14 protein-coding genes are annotated in these 16,889 nt (G+C 40.2%); 4 read left to right on the top strand and 10 right to left on the bottom strand.

Annotation, left to right across the window (positions count from 1 at the left end; genetic code table 11):
- Positions 1-38: 38 nt before the first annotated feature.
- From LH29_RS18355 to LH29_RS24040, 3 genes are read right to left on the bottom strand one after another with little or no spacing between them, the layout of a single operon-like run.
- Positions 39-1,730: a DUF2326 domain-containing protein gene (locus LH29_RS18355; RefSeq protein WP_045032555.1), complete on the bottom strand. Its 1,692-nt coding sequence runs from the start codon at positions 1,728-1,730 to the stop codon at positions 39-41.
- Positions 1,721-1,954, bottom strand: coding sequence for an ABC-three component system middle component 6 (locus LH29_RS24825; RefSeq protein WP_045032553.1), 234 nt, complete (start codon positions 1,952-1,954; stop codon positions 1,721-1,723). Before LH29_RS24825 ends, LH29_RS18355 begins: the two co-directional genes overlap by 10 nt.
- Entirely contained in the window at positions 1,951-2,745 is a 795-nt protein-coding gene (locus tag LH29_RS24040) for an ABC-three component system protein (protein ID WP_052671073.1), read from the bottom strand. The genes LH29_RS24825 and LH29_RS24040 overlap by 4 nt, the downstream gene beginning before the upstream one ends.
- Before the next feature lie 1,343 nt (positions 2,746-4,088).
- On the opposite strand from LH29_RS24040, the gene LH29_RS18340 reads away from it, so the two are divergent.
- Entirely contained in the window at positions 4,089-4,691 is a 603-nt protein-coding gene (locus LH29_RS18340; protein WP_045032551.1) for a class I SAM-dependent methyltransferase, read from the top strand.
- Between the two features lie 187 nt (positions 4,692-4,878).
- Complete coding sequence (locus LH29_RS18335) at positions 4,879-5,616, top strand: 3-keto-disaccharide hydrolase (RefSeq protein WP_052671072.1); 738 nt, start codon at positions 4,879-4,881, stop codon at positions 5,614-5,616.
- 571 nt (positions 5,617-6,187) lie between these two features.
- On the opposite strand, the gene LH29_RS18330 is transcribed toward LH29_RS18335, so the two are convergent.
- The 5 genes from LH29_RS18330 to LH29_RS18310 form a co-directional block, all read right to left on the bottom strand.
- Positions 6,188-6,742 (bottom strand): nitroreductase family protein, encoded by a 555-nt coding sequence (locus tag LH29_RS18330; protein ID WP_198152498.1) that lies wholly within the window; start codon positions 6,740-6,742, stop codon positions 6,188-6,190.
- A gap of 21 nt (positions 6,743-6,763) precedes the next feature.
- Entirely contained in the window at positions 6,764-7,480 is a 717-nt protein-coding gene (locus tag LH29_RS18325) for a pirin family protein (RefSeq protein WP_045032547.1), read from the bottom strand.
- Positions 7,481-7,761: 281 nt separating this feature from the next.
- Positions 7,762-8,370 (bottom strand): YceI family protein, encoded by a 609-nt coding sequence (locus tag LH29_RS18320; RefSeq protein WP_045032545.1) that lies wholly within the window; start codon positions 8,368-8,370, stop codon positions 7,762-7,764.
- A 94-nt stretch (positions 8,371-8,464) separates the two neighbouring features.
- Positions 8,465-9,040: a Crp/Fnr family transcriptional regulator gene (locus LH29_RS24035; RefSeq protein ID WP_052671071.1), complete on the bottom strand. Its 576-nt coding sequence runs from the start codon at positions 9,038-9,040 to the stop codon at positions 8,465-8,467.
- A 57-nt stretch (positions 9,041-9,097) separates the two neighbouring features.
- The gene (locus LH29_RS18310; protein ID WP_045032543.1) at positions 9,098-10,294 is read right to left on the bottom strand and encodes a glycoside hydrolase family 18 protein; all 1,197 of its coding nucleotides are present in this window, start codon (positions 10,292-10,294) and stop codon (positions 9,098-9,100) included.
- 82 nt (positions 10,295-10,376) lie between these two features.
- Between LH29_RS18310 and LH29_RS18305 the strand changes: the two genes are divergently transcribed.
- Both LH29_RS18305 and LH29_RS24030 read left to right on the top strand, forming a co-directional pair.
- On the top strand, positions 10,377-12,614 hold the full coding sequence (locus LH29_RS18305) for a GH92 family glycosyl hydrolase (RefSeq protein ID WP_045032805.1): 2,238 nt from the start codon (positions 10,377-10,379) through the stop codon (positions 12,612-12,614).
- 269 nt (positions 12,615-12,883) lie between these two features.
- Positions 12,884-15,442, top strand: coding sequence for an ATP-binding protein (locus tag LH29_RS24030; protein ID WP_052671070.1), 2,559 nt, complete (start codon positions 12,884-12,886; stop codon positions 15,440-15,442).
- 51 nt (positions 15,443-15,493) lie between these two features.
- On the opposite strand, the gene LH29_RS18295 is transcribed toward LH29_RS24030, so the two are convergent.
- Both LH29_RS18295 and LH29_RS18290 read right to left on the bottom strand, forming a co-directional pair.
- Complete coding sequence (locus tag LH29_RS18295) at positions 15,494-16,102, bottom strand: hypothetical protein (RefSeq protein ID WP_045032541.1); 609 nt, start codon at positions 16,100-16,102, stop codon at positions 15,494-15,496.
- Between the two features lie 130 nt (positions 16,103-16,232).
- Positions 16,233-16,805, bottom strand: a complete 573-nt coding sequence (locus tag LH29_RS18290; RefSeq protein ID WP_045032540.1) for a porin family protein — start codon at positions 16,803-16,805, stop codon at positions 16,233-16,235.
- Positions 16,806-16,889: the final 84 nt, after the last annotated feature.

The raw sequence follows: 16,889 nt of genomic DNA, 5'->3' as shown, positions 1-16,889 counted from the left end.
AACATTGGTAAAATTAATCGTTTGGCAATCCAAAACCTTTATTCGACTTTAAATAATTTGTCGGATTGAGATAAAGATAAAATCTCAAAATGTTCTATATCAATATCTGTTGGAAGCTTATCTCGTAGTACGGGTAAAATATATTGACAATTTACTTCATCAACGATTTCTGTCAACAAATTTGTTATTTGATTAGAATGGACGTTTTCAATCTGGTCTTGTAATACAAAATGAAGGCAGGGTATTCCAAGAGAATCGGCAAATTTAATATAAGCAAGATCAAATGAAGCCATTTGACTTTTCTTGCTTCCTGTACCAGGATTACCTTCAATATTTCCTATCTTAAATTTGTAAACACCATCGACATTCTCCGCACTTAATAATGAATGTAGTCCATCTAATCTACTTGAAATATCTGAAAAGAACTTATTAAATTCGGTTATTCTTTCTTGAATCAATTCGTCTTTTGATAAAATGTTTTTATTAATCGTGTCAAGCTTACTTTGAATCTGTTTTAAATTATCATTTGATTTTTCCCAAAGCCGCTTTTGCTCTTCAAGATTACCCTTTTTCTCGTAATATGAATTCAATCCATTAATAATAATTTGTAAGTCATCAATAGCTCCAGATTTATTTAAGGATTCAGAAAGAGTCTTTTCTTTTATTATTTGTAATTTAAGATGCCTTCTTTCTTTATTAATATCAGCCTCTAGTTTTGGAAGTTCTTCTGTAATATATGAAATTTTCTGCTGTATCATTTCGTTGTGAAATGACAAGGTTTGTTCAAATGTTTTTTGAACGTTTGGGATAAGAGATTTAGCCCTCTCATACATTCTTTTTATCTGTTCAGTATCAAGGTCAGAATAATCCTTTTCTAAATTTATCTTACTTTCCAGAATCAATTCTTTTCTTAATTCAAGCCGAGAAAGCTTAGTTGATATCTGGTTGATATGAGATTTTGTCAGGTTAAGAAGCTGCAACTCTTCTTCATATTTATCATTTAAATTAAAAAACTCTTTTTTAGTATTTAAATCTGCAATCTCCTTGTTTACAATAATAAGAGACTGATTAATTTGAGATAAATTACTTTCTTTTCTTAGCCTTGTTTGTAATTTTTCTTCAAGGTTTTTATCTCGAACTAGTTTATCTTTTGAGCAATCGGTATCAATTCCTAGCCAAAATAGGAAAAGCAATTCATATTCTACATCGGTCGTAAATGAATCCAATACTTTAAGGGTATGAATTAATTTGTTTCTTTCATCACGAATGTTCTTTGATTTTAATTGCTTTAATGTTGGTTTCTCACTCTGGGAATTGAAAATTAAATCCTTTAAAACTTTTGGAAAGTCATCATTACTTAAGGTTTCTCCATTTACCTTTTGTATTTTACTTTTATATTTCAAAAAGTTTCTTTCAATTTCAATTTCATTTGAAGTGGCGTCATCTAAGTCTTTACAAAGAGTAAGCAATATTCTAATATTATTGCTTTTAAGAAACTGTTCTATTTTTTTATTTGTTGTTCTAAATTCAGGATCTAAATAAATATTCTTACCATTACCATCAAGACAGAAATCAATCAATCTAAGAACGGTTGTTTTCCCGACACTATTTCCCGATTCTGTTTTATTCTGAGATTTAGTTTCATCAACAATTAAATTAATACCCTTATGAAAAGGTATCTCCCTAATTGGAACATCTCCATTGTATATATTAAGTCGCTTTAGAAACATTTTATAATAAAACCTTTTTCTGAATTATCAACAGCACCGATAATAAACAACCAATCTAAAGTAAGTGTAAAAAGATTGATAGATACATTGTCTGAGGACTTTAATTCTTCATAAGCCAGAAAGAAATCATATTTTCTATTCTCAGATTTAGATAATATTTCAATTACCTTAGCTCCAAGATAATAATAATCCTTTGCGGGATTTATGTCTTTACTTATTATCATTTAGGTTCCTCAAGTATTTTACATCTAATAAAAGCATCTACCATGATTAGTCTAATTCCTAGAACTATGTCCTCATCAAAGAAATTAGAATTTTCTAGTTGCAAATATAATTCATCAAATATGTCATCTATAATATTATCAGCGTTTTGTCTAATTATATTTATTGGGTCGTTTGAATCTAATACATATTTGCCTTTAATCCTAATATAAAGCTGTTCTATGTTGTTCAATAGTTTCTCCTTTTTTATTGAGCCTTGAGACTCAAGTTCATCATAGAGAATATTAATTTTTTCATGATAAACTTTATACTCTTGTATCAAAGAGTAGTTAGTTTTCACACAATTGTAACTAAGCTTTTCTTTAGGGTTTATTACGTTTAATGATTCTGACGTAACACTTCCATCAAATGAAATCGCGGCAATGGCATTTATTGCATTTCTTAACATCGAGGGATTATTATTTATCCGCTGATTCATATAATTACTTTCATGAGATCGTTTCATATCCTTTAATACGTCAACAGTATAAACTACCTCATCATTTGTTTCAGCATGATGCTGGCGACAGAGCAAAATTAAATTTTCATAATCAGCTCTTTGTTCATCAGTCATATTCAGATTAAACCTTTCACCACCTTCTTTTGCTGCCTCAATATGGCATATATTCGAATCTAAAGCATTTCGTTGATTTACAAGAATAGCATTGCATCCAGGAAATGCACATTGATTTCCTGATAGACCAAATAGTCTTTTTAAAGTTTTGTCAGTATAGTTTCTTGCTCCGCTTCCCATGTTATTAATATAAAATTATACTAATCATGTTAGTGTTCATCTTTTGCATAATGTTTCTAAAAGTTGGCTACTACGCTATCTATGAAGTAAAATAAAGTAATATCTGCCAACAGGGGAAACAGTATTAATTTTTGTCTGTTTATCTCAGGATACGTATTCAACGGTTAAAAATTTTATTGCTTAAATGTAATCATCTTATGTTTAAAAAGCAAGACCAAACAAAATCCGGAGGATTTGTATGTTTATAGCCAGGGTGAACAACAGGAGGTACGACTCCGGCCGGATTCGAATAAATCGCTAATCACATTGGCTATAATCATCTGATGCCGCTGGCATCGGCCAAAACAAAAGGCTGCCCTCCGGAACAGCCTTTTGAAAATGAGTTAGAAAATCAACACCACCTCCCACCCCGACTCGTCGGGGCGTACTCCTCCTCGACAGGAGGAGAAACGTTCGTGCTCACCTTCATATCTCAATGACAAAACCGATCTACCATAAGCCCAATTTCCCCTCCTCTCAGGAGGGGGGTATCCGTCGACTGACGGATGGGGTGGTAAACGCCTGAAGCAATCTCGAAATCCGCCATCAACAAAGGAATTCAGTCCTTGTCGGAGCAATAATACCCTTGGGTAGAACAATTATTACCGAGGTAATAAGGATAATTACCTTGGGTATAATAGATATTCCCTAAGTAATCAGGGCACCCCCTTAGGTAATCTCTATGATTCCTTTGGGTAGAAGAGCAATTACCAAGGGAAGAACGATGATCCCCTTGGGGATGATAGATATTCCCTAAGCAATCAAGGCAATCCCTTAGGAAATATCTATGGTTCCCTTGGGGAGAAGGGCAATTACCTGTCATTGATCGACAAAAACAGAGATTGCTTCTCCCGATTCGTTTCACTCATCGGTATCGTAATGACTTGTTTATTATTGGTACAAGGCAGCGGACAGTAGTGAATCGTGCCGGAATGAATTAATTTATTGTCCGCTGCCCTATTCTATTACAACATATCGTCATTGCGAGCGAGGAACGAGAGAAGCAATCTCTCCAAAATTGCGGTGCAAGCTACTGACATATGAATCTCCCTACCCTTTTGTCTATCGACATTTTCCCTCGCGAGGGGAATCAGCTGCAATGTTCGGTCGGTGGTTTTGATGTAACGTTAAGGAGATTGCGGTGCAAGCCACCAACAAGCCGGAACAACTTCCCGTTTGCACTGCTTTCATCGCTACGCTCCTTTGCCATTCATCGAAAAATCTCCCCTGTTTATCCAAAATATTCTTTCATTTCCAGACACTTACCTACCTTTGTTTCAGCCAAACAAAAAACAAAAGAAATAATGGAAACTACACACACAACACACCTTAACAGAGTTACCGGCCATGGCCGCGAGAATATTCCCAACCTGTTTTTTAAGCTGATGAGTTTTACCATGAAACTCAGGGATTTATTTGCCCGACAATCGGAGCGAAACTTTAGCCGCCTACCGATAAAAGAGAGACAAATTGTGGTTGACTATGGCTGCGGGCCGGCACGCTACATAAAAAATGCCTCGGAGAAAGTTGGCCCCGGCGGAAAGGTTTTTGCCGTCGATATTCATCCCATGGCCATCAGCAACGTAAACCGCAAAATTGAAAAACACCGGCTGAGTAATGTGGAAGCCATTCAGGCCAACGCTTATTCGTGTGCCCTGCCCAACCGCATTGCCGATGTGGTTTACGCCCTCGATATGTTTCATATGATTGAACAACCAACGGAGCTGATCCGCGAACTGGCACGTATCGTACTGTTTAACGGTATTATTGTTATTGAAGACGGGCATCAGCCTCGTGAGCTTACCCTAAAAAAGATTAAAGAATCGGGGCTTTTATGCATCTACAGCGAAAACAAACACCACGTGGTTTGCCAGCTAAAAGAGACCAAATGTTTACCACCGGCCTAACCAGAAGATTTGTAAACCGAAGTAAAAGCCCCCTCCTAATTTTCTGCCTCGCTACCCGGCTAAATTTGGAAAGCCATCCGCTGTAAAAATATTTATCGACAGAAAGGCCCGATCTTCTTGGCAGGCAGCAATTGTTTTTGCTATCTTTAAGGCATATCAATTAAACCGTAATTTCAATAAATTTATCATGAGAAAAAGTATTTTTTACAGTTTCGCCGTGATGGCAGCTTTGCTGATTGCCAATCCTGCGTTTTCGAAAAAAGCAAACAAACTGACCTCGCAAGAGAAAAAAGAAGGCTGGGTTTTGCTGTTTAACGGTAAAGATTTTGACGGCTGGCGTCAATACAACGGAACAGCTATGCCTGCTAACTGGGAGATAGAAGACGGCGCTATGAAAGTGTTTACCGGAGAAGGTAAAGAGCCGGGACAGGGAGCCAATGGCGATATTATTTTCCAGAAAGAGAAGTACAAGGATTTTGAATTCTCGATTGATTGGAAAGCCGGTAAAATGGCCAACTCCGGAATTTTCTATTATGTACGCGAGTTGCCCGGAAAACCGATTTATTATGCCGCTCCGGAAATTCAGGTGCTCGACAATAAAGACGCTACGGACAATAAAATAGACAGCCACCTGGCCGGTTCGTTGTACGATATGATTGCGGCCGATCCTGAAACCGTTAATCCGGCAGGTGAATGGAATACCTGTGTAATAAAAGTTAAAGACGGAAAAGTTACCGTATCAATGAATGGTACTGAAGTTGTTTCGTACAGCCACTGGACCGATGAGTGGGACCAATTGGTGGAAAACAGCAAATTCAAAAGCTTTGAAGGTTTCCAGGAAGGAATTGCTAAAGATGGTTTTATCGGTTTGCAGGACCATGGTTATACCGTATGGTTCCAAAACGTTAAAATCAGAGAATTATAAACTGAATTTGTATCGATAAAGAAGAACACTTTTTATAAAGTACAAAATAAATCCCGGCTTGAAAACAAGCCGGGATTTTTCGTGAAGTGCGTACCAGAAATCGATTACAAAGGATCAATTTAAAAAATCCGCTGGAGTAAAATTTAAGAGCAGTCGAGGAATTGTTATTTTTCCTGCCGGAGGCCTTCATTTTTGTCTTACTTCAACTCCGGGCAACCACCAAAAGAGGCCGTCCACTAATGCAACGTTAGCGACATCCGAGCCTGGCCTCGTCCGGTGAGCCGGAAAATAAGCGGTGACGGCGTTAAAAATTACTGATGTTTGAGGAGGTACGACTGCCTGTCCCGATCGTAGCATCGGGAAGTTTCAGGAATTTTAGCCGGCATTGCGTAGCTTTTCCGTGGGAAGCGGGCGCAGCCTTGGGTTTTGTGTTTACTATTTGGGCTAAGCCAAATAGTAAAATCGGTCTGATAAGACATAAGCATCTTTCTTCTGATTCGTAGCCTATTTTAATCTTAAAACTTTTTGAATAAGATATTTTTTCTCCACCGGGGATTTCACATGATTCATTCTAAATCTTCCTCACGAATTCATCTAAATCTTTTCTGGTACGCGGTGCTTTTTCTCTCGAGCGGTATGGCTCATCCAGCTCATCGGCTTCGCCCAAATATCCCAGGGCACCCATACACACCGGAGTAAGATTATCATCCAGCTGTAAAAGCTCTTTAACCTGATCGCTGCCAAAACCGGCCATCAGGTGACCGTAAATATCTTTGCTGGTTGCCTGAAGCAACAACTGGGCATTGGCCATACCCACATCGTGCATCGCCCATTTATTGGGCTTACCAGTATCCGAGAACGTATCAACCTTTATGGCCACAAATAAAACGGCCGCATGTTTTGTCCAGGGTTTGTTACCTGTTGCCAGACAATCCCAGAGGGCATCGAACCCCGGCGTGCCGCGCATGGCATATACATATTGCCAGGGCTGCTCATTCATAGCACTGGCTGCCCACGATGCTGCTGTAAAAATTTCATTCACATCCTCCTCGGCAATGGGTTCGGGCGAAAAGGCCCGCGGACTCCATCTTTTCTCCAATAAAGGATGAATCTTATACTTCGTCATAACTTCCATATTACTTATTCTTTAGTTCATCTGCATGGGCAGGTCCATCAGCAATATCCGGGCATCTGATGAAGCCGTAATATCAACCGATTCCACGTCCCAAATTCCTATTGCATCACGTTTCGACAAATCGGTACCTGAAACGTTCACCTCTCCCTCTATAACCATTATATAAATTCCGTTTCCGGCTTTTTTAATCGTGTACGAATCTGTTTTTCCGGCATCGTAATTACCCAGGAAAAACCATGCATCCTGGTGGATCCACACGCCCTGATCGTCGGGGTTAGGCGAAAGCACCTGGTACAATTTGTTCTTTTCGGCCACGTCGCGAATCGAGATCTGATCGTAACGCGGCTGTACATTTTGTTTGTTGGGAAACAACCAAATCTGGAAAAGCTTTAATGTTTTATCCGGATGATGGTTAAACTCGCTGTGGTAAACACCTGTTCCGGCACTCATCACCTGTACATCGCCTTCGCGGATAACGGCCTGGTTGCCCATGTTATCTTTGTGTTCCAGATCGCCTTCCAGCGGAATGGTTATGATTTCCATGTTATCGTGCGGATGTGTTCCAAAACCTTGTCCGCCTGCAATGGCATCGTCGTTTAACACGCGCAGCACCCCGAAATTCATTCGCTCGCGATCGAAATAATTCGCGAAACTAAAACTGTGTCTTGCCTCTAACCAACCGTGGTTGGCATATCCTCTCGAATCTGATTTATATACTATTGTTTTCATTGCTTTCTCTTTTTAATCATTCATTTGTTTGGGAATCCGCATCTGTAAAACTTTTGTCATTGCAAACCTTCCGCCAACCGGCGGCGAGGAACAGTCCCGCTTTGGGCATCCGGGGTGGTAATCAAATTTTTTCGATACTTTCTTTAAAAGAAAAGCCGGTGCCCGGTTATGCACTAATAGCATTTTCAGACACCGGCCAAGGTTCTCTCCATCACAAACTCCTCACTAACTCCCTTCTTCCGAACCTTACTTGTTTTGTTGTTTTCGTATGGCGTATTATCTTACTTGCTCGAAGTTGTTCCTTCTGAGGCTGTAGCTTTCAATTCAAATTTAATCTCGAATTCATCTTTGATCATGTTATCACCCAAATCGCTGAAGAATTTTCCTGAACCGTATTTAATATCCCATTTTGTACGGTCGATAGTGGCTGTACCTGTTGCGGTTAACACATCGCCGTCAACTTTTACTTCTGCAGGGAACGATACTTCGTTTGTAATTCCTTTAATGGTAAGGTCTCCAACCACTTTGTCGTTGTTGTATGAAGTAATTTTAAAGTTGGCCACCGGGTGCTTTTCTGCTGAGAAGAAATCGTCTGATTTCAGGTGACCTACCAATTTGTCTTTCCACTCTCCCTGAAGGTCGGTCACTTCAATTGAAGTTACATCCATATTCAGGTTGGCGCCGGTAACCTCTTTGCCTTCAACAAAAACTTCTCCTCCGGCCAGGTTAAGGTAACCGGTATGTTCACCTGTAACTTTTTTACCTGTCCAATATACTTTACTGGCTTTTGTGTCAACGTTGTAAGTTGTTTTATCGCCATTTCCATTCGATGCAAAACTTGCTGTTGTTATCGCTATTGCAAGTACTAATAATGTAGCTAATTTTTTCATTTTCAATTTTGTTTAATGTTTACTAATAAATTTCTACTGCAAACATACGGGGGATTTGACACGAAAAAAATAAACTAGTTTAATAAAACACCTATCAGTCTTTTTTTCTTGCTCTTTTAGCGATAATTTTACTCAAAAACACGGGAGTAACTCCCAGATAAGACGAAATATGGTATTGCGGAAGGCGCTGAACAAGATCGGGATCATTATTTAAAAGCTCCTCGTAATTCTCTTCTGCAGTTTTGGAGAGGATAGCCACGAATCGTTTTTGCAGGAAGATATACGAGCGCCTGATATTTGCACTTAATTCGGTGTATTTGCTCATAATGGAAGCAAAAGCAGATTCTGATATTGAAAACACGGTGGTTTTCTCTACGGCCTCTAAATAATACGATGTGGTTGCGGGAGTACTTAAATCGCCCAGCCACTGCCGTTCTTTACCAAAAAGCAGGTTAAACTCTTTCCCGCTTTGGTCGATAATGTACATGCGAAGCAATCCTTTTTCGATATAATAATGACGTGTATTTTCATCACCGGCATTAAAAATCCGTTGTTTCTTGTTAAACGTTTCTTTTCTGAAAACCGACACGATCTCCTCCTTTTCGGTATCAGTCAATTCGCGATTACCAATTTTTTCGAAATAAGAATATAGTAAAGAAAAGTCCTCCATGTGGCTATAGCTTCTAGCACAAATTTAGCAATCAAAAACGATGTGCCATGCCTGAAGCTACTTTTTTGCTGCCTCGGTGTAAATTGCCTTTAATAAACTGGCATCGTCTTTACTATCGCTGCTGAGTTGCCAGAACATAATTCCGCCCAGCTTATTTTCTTTGGCGTATTGTGTTTTTAGTTTTACCGAAACGGTATCGTCGTAGGTAACAAAAATGCTATCAGTTGGATTATAAAGGAACGGCGCTTTGGCCACCGGATCCCAGTGTTTTTCGTAACCATCGGCCTCAGTAAAATCAGTTAAGAGAACGGAATACGATGTTCCTCCGCTAATGGGGCCGGTATTGGGTTGGTATAAACCATTGTTTTCGGGTGGAACACCTTTCCAGCCACGGCCGTAAAATGCGGCACCAATTACTATCTGTTTCGTATCGACACCTTTTTCCACACAAAAACGGATAATTTCTTCGGCCGACTGAGGTTCCCACATGTCTTCGCCTTCAGCCAATTCCGCATTTTGCAATGTCATTGCCACGCCAAGAGGAGTTTCGGCAATATCTGCCAGTGAACGGTGCCCCAGGGCTGTGTGGTGTGTAGCAAACTTTGTTGCTCCACCGGCCTGGTCGTAGGTCATTATGTTCATGTAATCAACGTATTTCATTACCTCCAGCAATTCCACATTATTATAGTAGCGCTTCCACCCTGCCGAAGCAAAAGTTAGTGTTTGCGGGCGATCGAGTTGATCCAGTGCTTCACGCAAACCTTTCATCAAAAGGGTAAAGTTTTCTTTGTCCTCGGGGCGTGCTTTTGTGCCACCTGCCGGAATTCCCGGATATTCCCAGTCGATATCTACCCCATCCAACCGGTAGTTCTCAATAAAATCGATGGTGCTGGCTATAAACTTTGTCCGGCTTTCTTCGGTATAAACTGCATCGGAAAAACCATCGGCCGTCCAGCCGCCACAAGCAATCATTACTTTTAAGTGTGGGTACTTTCCCTTTTGTGCCACCAGCTGTTTCATAATTGAATCGGCTTTCTCATTCCTAAACTGCATCTTTCCATCAATAACTTTACTAAAGCTAAAAATGATATGCGTTAACTGATCCAGCGGCAACTGATCGGGCATGTAGCCTTCGCGTGGAACGTAATAGGCCATCACGTTTATTGCTGATGCTGTTTCGTCATTCGCCTTTTTTTGTACACCACAGGAAACAAAAAATACACAGGCCAATAAAAATGTAATTAACTTGTTCATGATAACTGCACTTTCGTTATTATAGGCTAAAGATATGTTTATATTTGCACTTTGTAAAATATTTAAAAACTACAATACCAAAATGAATAATCTAAAAAAGATAGCCCTCCAGTTATTCGCCCTTTTGTTTTGCGCACAAACTATTTTGGCACAAACTCCGGCTGATTGGGTGAATCCTTTTATCGGAACAACCAACTACGGAACAACCAATCCCGGGGCTGTAGTTCCGCGCGGAATTGTATCGGTGGTGCCTTTTAATGTGAGCGGCAATTCGCCCTTAAACAAACACGACAAGGACAATGGCTGGTGGTCAACACCCTATTCGTGGGACAATAAATATTTTACAGGCTACTCGCACGTAAACCTAAGTGGTGTTGGCTGCCCCGAGTTGGGCGTAATTCTTTTGATGCCAACAACGGGCGATGTTAACGGTGATCACCGCGAATACGGATCGGAAATGAGCAAGCAGGTAGCCCACCCGGGATATTATTCTACTTACCTGAATAAATACGCTATCAATACTGAAGTTTCGGCAACGGAACGAACAGGAATCAGCCGTTTTACCTTTCCGGCCGGGCAATCGAATATTCTGATTGACCTTGGCAACGGCTTAACCAACGAAAGCGGCGCATCAATTAAAATTGTAAACAATCGTGAAATTGAAGGCTGGCGAATGACCGGTACTTTTTGTTACAACGACGGCACCGAACGCCCGGTTTATTTTGTGGCCCGTTTTAGCAAACCGGCCGAAGAATTTGGTGTGTGGAAGAAAATGCCAAAAATGGGGCCCGAAGCAGCCTGGTCGGCAACAAGTGATAAAATAAAATACTATAAAAATTTCAAGGCCGAAATGGCGGGCGACAGCATTGGAAGCTGGTTTACTTTTAACACCAAAGCCAATGAAGAAATTCTGGTTGAAGTGGGTATTTCGTACGTAAGTATCGAAAACGCCCGATTGAATTTGAACTACGAATCGAAAGATTTTGATTTTGAAGCTACCCGCAAACAAGCGGAAAAAAAGTGGAACGAAGCATTGTCGACGATTACCGTAAAAGGCGGAACCAATGATCAGAAAACAGTTTTCTACACCGGTTTGTACCACATTCAGATTCATCCAAATATTTTAAGCGATGTGAACGGACAGTATCCGGCTATGGAGTCGTTTGAGATAAAAACCCACCCAAACGGCGAACGCTACACCGTATTTTCACTGTGGGATACTTACCGGAATTTGCATCCTTTTATGAGCCTTGCATTTCCCCAGCAGCAACTGAATGCGGTTCAATCGATGATAGAAATGTACGACGAAAGTGGCTGGCTGCCGCGCTGGGAGCTAAACAGCACCGAAACACACGTTATGGAAGGCGACCCTGCCCTACCGGTAATTGTCGACACCTGGTTTCGTGGCATCCGCGATTTTGACATTGAAAAGGCTTATGAAGCCATGTACAAATCGGCAACCACTCCCGGTGCTGAAAACAAAATCCGCCCGGATATCGACCATTATATTTCGCATGGTTATGTGCCGCTAATGTCGCAGTACGATAATTCGGTGTCGCATGCACTGGAGTATTACATTGCCGACTGGAACCTGGCACAACTCGCAAAAGAACTGGGTAAAGATGACGATTACGAACGTTTTCTGCAACAATCGAGAGGCTACAAAAACTATTACGATAAGGAGTTTGGAATTATCCGTCCGAAACTGGAGAACGGTGAGTTTATGCCTGATTTTAACCCGCGTCAGGGAGAGAATTTTGAGCCAAGTCCGGGATTCCACGAAGGAAATGCCTACCAGTATACCTTTTGTGCACACCACGACATGGATGGAATGATCGCCTTAAACGGCGGCAAAAAGGAATTTGTAAAAAAACTGCAGGCTATTTTTGATGACGGTCATTTTGATATGGCCAACGAACCCGATATTCATTACCCCTGGCTTTTTAACTACATAAAAGGTGAAGAGTGGCGCGCCCAAAAAGAATTGAACCGATTAATGGCCACCTACTTTAAAAATGCACCTGACGGGCTGCCGGGTAACGACGATACCGGTACCATGTCGACCTGGATCGTGTATTCGATGATGGGTATTTACCCCGTTTTGCCGGGTGATATGAATTATGCCATTGCCTTACCTGTTTTTGATGAAGTGAAGATTCAGCTGGATCAGAACTTCTACCCCGGATCGGAACTTATCATCAAAAAATCGGGCTCGGGCGATAAAATAAAAAGCATTTCGCTAAACGGTAAAAAGCAAAAGTCGTTCTTCGTTAACCACACTGAATTGGTACAAGGCGGAGTTTTGGAGATTAACTTTTAAAAAAGATTGATAGAGATTGAATAAGATTGAGGAGATTGATGAAAACACTTTTTGCTCAATACTCGTAACTCGCAACTTGATTTATAAAATGAAACAAGTAGCGAACCTGTTTCGATGAATGGCTTTTGTGTATTTGGAAGAAGTATAGCAACGAATACAATTTTATTTGCCCGGTATTGTGTACAACAATAATTCTATATAGCTTTATCGTTTATAAAACAACCCTTTACCCAAATAGCAGAATGGAAGTGGGTAAATAACCATAGCTCATGAATTACTCGTTAATCACAAAAATAAAATCGTTTCACCGTTACCTGTTTATTCCAATTCTGCTAACGTTATTCTCCATTGTTTTCTTTTTAGTATACCGCAATATTAAACTCACCACAATTAACGAATTCAATAACGAGCAATTGATTCTGGCCCGGACAGCCTCGATGGGAATCAGCTCTTTTTTTAGCGACTCGGAAGCCGATTTAAAATTCCTCTCAAACCTCGAAGATGTTATTAGCGGAACAAACGACAGCAAAAAAATATTACAAAGCTACTACAATGCACACGGCTCTGTTTTGGCAGCCATCACCCGCATCGACTCTTCGGGTGTCATTCTGTCTACCTACCCCGAAAACCCGGATGTAATTGGCAACGATATCTCGTACCAGGAGCATGTAAAACAGGTTATGAAAACGCACCAACCCGTTATCAGCGATGTATTTATGTCGGTTCAGGGCTATTTATGCATTGCGTATCATTACCCGGTGTTTAACGAATCTGATTTTGAAGGTAGTCTTGCCATCCTTATACCAATGCATAAATTAGGAGAATTATACCTGGGCAATATTAAAACCCGCGGCACCGGCCAAACCTGGCTGCTTAGCGAAAATGGAACTGAAATTTACTGCTCGAATGAAGAACACACCGGGCGAACATATATTGATAACACAGAGCACCACGGAATTGCCGGGCAACTAATGTCAGATATTACCCGCGACAGCAGCGGAATTATTAAAAGTTATCATAGTGTTGATACCAGTTACGGAGAGGCTGTTGTTGAAGAACAATATGTTACCTTTTATCGCACATCACTGGGAAATACCTACTGGACCATACTCATATCATCGCGCGAAGCGGATATTTTTAATGCCCTTACCCGTTTCCGAAATCATTCTTTTATTGCCTTTTTCCTGTTACTGCTTGCCCTGGCATTCTACTTTTATTCGCTGGCTAAAGTGAGAAATGTTTTAAAACAAGAAACTAAGCGGCGTGAGGCAGAAAAAACATTACAAAGAAGCGAAGAAAAATTCAGGAAGTTATTTGAAGATCATTCGGCAATAAAATTATTGATCGACCCCGAAACATCGCGAATCGTTGATGCCAACAAATCGGCAACCCGCTTTTATGGCTGGAGCAGAGAGGAACTTCAGAATATGACCATTAATGAAATCAATACACTATCGGAAGAAAATATCAAAAAAGAATTTACAAATCTGAAAGAAAAAGGAAGTATCCGTTTTGAGTTCAGGCACCGTTTAAAAAACAACGAAATACGCGATGTTGAAGTTTTCAGCAGCCGGGTTGAAATTGATAACAAGATCGTTTTCCACTCGGTTATACACGATATTACCCAACGAAAAAAAGCGGCCCGGGCATTAATTGTTGCAAAAGAACAGGCCGAAGAAAACAACCGTCTGAAAACCGCCTTTTTACAGAATATGAGCCACGAGATTCGCACCCCCATGAATGCTATTATCGGATTTTCGTCGTTGCTGCCGTATTCGTACAACAACAAGGAACAGCTGATACAATACTCCGATATTATTAATCAAAGCTCGAACAACCTGCTGGGTATTATCGACGATATTCTTGAAATTGCCAAAATAGAATCGGGGCAACTGCCGCTATTTAAAGAATCGTTTTGTTTAAACGAGCTGTTTACCGAACTCAAAACCTTCTTTCAGGAATACCAACGCCAGATTAACAAATCGCACGTGCAGTTTGATTTAAAAACCTGCACGAATCTGCACGATTCCATTATTACTGACAAAGGCAAACTGCGCCAAATACTGATTAATCTGATCAGTAATGCCTTTAAATTTACCAACGAAGGAAGAATTGAAGGAGGGTGCTCCGTTGCTGATAACAACACCATACAGTTTTATGTGCGCGATACAGGAATTGGTATTCCGGCAGAAAAACAGCAAGCCATTTTCGAACGGTTTACCCAATTGCATACCGATAAAAAGAAACAATACGGCGGCACCGGATTGGGATTGTCGATTGTAAAAGGTTTGCTGGATCTGCTGGGAGGAACAATCACGCTCGAGTCGGTACAGGAAAACCAGACAAGTGGGCAAAGCGGAGAAACCACCTTTTATTTTAGCATTCCTTACCAGAAAGCCGAAGCAAAAGCGGTAAAACAAAATACCACCGTTAACGGGAAAGAATACCGTTTTAATAATGAAACCATTTTACTGGTGGAAGATAACCTTGCCAACACACGCCTGATTGAAAAAATACTTTCCGATACCGGTCTCAATCTACAGTGCACCGAATACGGAGAAGAAGCTGTTGATGTAGCCTGTGCGACATTGCCCGCTCTGGTGCTGATGGATATTGGGCTACCCGACATAAGTGGCTACGAGGCTACACGAAGAATAAAAACGGTGGCTCCCGGAATTAAGATCATTGCACAAACGGCCTATGTTTCCGACGATGATAAAGTGAAAGCATTTGAAGCCGGCTGCGACGATTTTGTGGGTAAACCACTTACCCGCGAACAGTTGCTTGCGGTTATTAACAAACATTTGAATTCGAACAATAATTTATAAAACTGGTAATTGTTCTTCACCAGCTCAGTTCGCACAATATTGTGGTTGTGTTTAGTAGTCTCTGCTTCTTAATAAGCCAATCATTTGCCCTACGCCAATACCAAAACAGGTTCTGTCTTTATTTATCTGAACCATTGGAGATACGGAAAATCCGTAAACTCTTGTAAATGGAAATTCAATTCGTGGATTTATTACCAAACTAACCGTATTTTGTTTTTCGTAATTCCAGCTATAATTTTCAGCTAAGAATCCCGACGTTGTTTTTTGCCAATTTTCAGGTTCCCTGATTACGGTGTAAGCCAATCCGAATGACAAATTGAGCCTTATCGATCTATTTTCGTTAATACGGTATATTTTCCCAATAGCCAGTTGGTAATTTTCCATTCGGTCGTGCGGACTGGTTGCTCCAAAAAGTAGAGCATTGGCCAAACCTGTTGAATAGTCATCGGGTTGAGACTTCGGTTTACGTCGGTTATAAATGTATCCAACCTTTACTGAATACTTTTCTTTATATACATAGTTCAAATTGACATCCACGCCATAGTAGTTACCAAAATTCAAACCGTCGGAATAATAAATAGCATTATTTTGAGCAAACTGAGCATTAGCTGCATTAAAACCAACAATCAACAGGAATAGGATTACCAGGCTTCTTTTCATCAGCGTATTATATTAAAAGCTGTTCCTAAATTAAGAAACAGCTTTTAAATTCCACGATACAAATTCAGTTATTTGTTGCTAATTATCTTCCAATGTAGTGTCTTTAGAAAGTTCCCGGCTTACTCAAATATTATATATCAAGTTTTAACCTTAAACCTAAGCCCACATAAACGCGCTCAAGATTGAAAATCGGATTAAAGCGAAGCTCCGGTTCAAACACTAATTTCTCCGATAATTTAATGTCTTTTCCGAGCTTTGCCATAACCCCTAAATTGTATTTGGGATCAATCTCATACGATTCAACTTCTACCTCTCCGGTCTCCGACGTCTGCTTCCAACCAAGAAAAACCTCAAAGCTTGGGCCGGCAGAGAAATTTACAATTCGTGAGGAAAACTTGTAAAGAATGGGGATCGACAAATGGCTTTCGCGAATATCGGTATCGAAATAATACCTTTCCAAGCTAAACGATATTGGTTGTAAGTAAGTACGATAATAAACTCCGGCTTCTATTCCACTATGTTTGCCAACAGTTCTGGCGATATTTAGTCCAACACCAGGAAGTATATGCTCTTTGTCGGCAACTTCATTCACAAAATCAATTCCCAAATAGGTTTTGTTTTGGGCGTTTAGTGTATTTACTGATGTGAATAAGATAAAAATGAAACCTGCGATTAAAAACTTGTGTCTTTTTGAGTTTTTCATGCTAATTGGGTTTTAATTTTTTGAAATTATTTTTATGTTTTGCAATTACTGTGCCATTATGATAACTTTGCTTCTCTGCCACTG

This window comes from Draconibacterium sediminis, assembly GCF_000949475.1.
Taxonomy (GTDB): Bacteria; Bacteroidota; Bacteroidia; order Bacteroidales; family Prolixibacteraceae; genus Draconibacterium; species Draconibacterium sediminis.
This window is presented reverse-complemented; position numbering and strand designations above follow the sequence as displayed.